The sequence below is a fragment of the Streptococcus sp. 2154 genome, from assembly GCF_013277255.1.
Classification (GTDB): domain Bacteria; phylum Bacillota; class Bacilli; order Lactobacillales; family Streptococcaceae; genus Streptococcus; species Streptococcus pseudopneumoniae.
This window is the reverse complement of sequence record NZ_VMMK01000072.1, coordinates 746-2525: the sequence shown is the minus strand read 5'-3', so window position 1 is coordinate 2525 and position 1780 is coordinate 746. Positions and strand designations below refer to the sequence as shown.

1 protein-coding gene is annotated in these 1780 nt (G+C 40.3%); it reads left to right on the top strand.

What is annotated here, in order from left to right; genetic code table 11:
• A partial coding sequence (locus HT693_RS10785) for a PspC-related protein choline-binding protein 1 (protein WP_172925181.1) occupies positions 1-1780 on the top strand: 1780 nt, incomplete at both ends.

Sequence of the window (1780 nt, the reverse complement as noted above, 5' to 3'; positions counted from 1 at the left end):
TTCCAGCTAAAAGCAAGGTTGAGCGTGAAGTTCTGCCTACAAGTGTTATCCGTTTTGAAAAAGATGAAACTAAAGACCGTAGTGAAAATCCTATTACAATTGACGGAGAGGACGGAACTGTAACCACGACAAGGACCTACGATGTTAATCCAGAGACTGGTAAGGTTAGCGAAAAGGTTACTGTAGACAGAAAAGAACCGACAGACACAGTTATCAGAGTTCCAGCTAAAGATAAGGTAGAAAAACGCATCGCCGAAAAAAGTACAAATATCCGTTATGAAAAAGATGAAAGTAAAGCTCGTAGTGAAAATCCTGTTACAATTGACGGAGAGGATGGCTATGTAACCACGACGACGACCTACGATGTTAATCCAGAGAATGGTAAGGTTACCGAAAAAGTTACTGTAGACAGAAAAGAAGCCACGGATACAGTTATCAAAGTTCCAGCCAAAAGCAAGGTTGAGCGTGAAGTTCTGCCTACAAGTGTCATCCGTTATGAAAAAGATGAAAGTAGAGACCGAGGAGCTTCTATTGAGATGGTTGACGGAGAAGATGGCTATGTAATCACGACAAGGACCTACGATGTTGATTCAGAGACTGGTAAGGTTAGCGAAAAGGTTACCGTAGAGAAAAAAGAAGCCACGGATACAGTTATCAAAGTTCCAGCCAAAAGCAAGGTTGAGCGTGAAGTTCTGCCTACAAGTGTTATCCGTTTTGAAAAAGATGAAACTAAAGACCGTAGTGAAAATCCTGTTACAATTGACGGAGAGGACGGAACTGTAACCACGACAACGACCTACGATGTTAATCCAGAGAATGGTCATGTTACCGAAAAGGTTACCGTAGAGAAAAAAGAAGCCACGGATACAGTTATCAAAGTTCCAGCCAAAAGCAAGGTTGAGCGTGAAGTTCTGCCTACAAGTGTTATCCGTTTTGAAAAAGATGAAAGTAAAGACCGAGGAGCTTCTATTGAGATGGTTGACGGAGAGGATGGCTATGTAACCACGACAAGAACCTACGATGTTAATCCAGAGACTGGTAAGGTTACCGAAAAGGTTACCGTAGAGAAAAAAGAAGCCACGGATACAGTTATTAAAGTTCCAGCTAAAAGTAAGGTTGAAGAAGTTCTTGTTCCATTTGCTACTAAATATGAAGCAGACAATGACCTTTCTGCAGGACAGGAGCAAGAGATTACTCTAGGAAAGAATGGGAAAACAGTTACAACGATAACTTATGATGTAGATGGAAAGAGTGGACAAGTAACTGAGAGTACTTTAAGTCAAAAAGAAGACTCTCAAACAAGAGTTGTTAAAAAAGGAACCAAGCCCCAAGTTCTTGTCCAAGAAATTCCAATTGAAACAGAATATCTCGATGACCCAACTCTTGATAAAGGTCAAGAAGTAGAAGAAGCAGGAGAAATTGGTGAAATTACGCTTACTACAATTTATACTGTAGATGAACGTGATGGAACAATTGAAGAAACTACTTCTCGTCAAATTACTAAAGAGATGGTAAAAAGACGTATAAGGAGAGGGACGAGAGAACCTGAAAAAGTTGTTGTTCCTGAGCAATCATCTATTCCTTCGTATCCTGTATCTGTTACATCTAACCAAGGAACAAACGCAGCAGTAGAATCAGCTAAACCAGTTGCTCCAACAACAGGTTGGAAACAAGAAAATGGTATGTGGTATTTTTATAATACTGATGGTTCCATGGCAACAGGTTGGGTACAAGTGAATGGTTCATGGTACTATCTCAACTCTAATGGTTCCATGGCAAC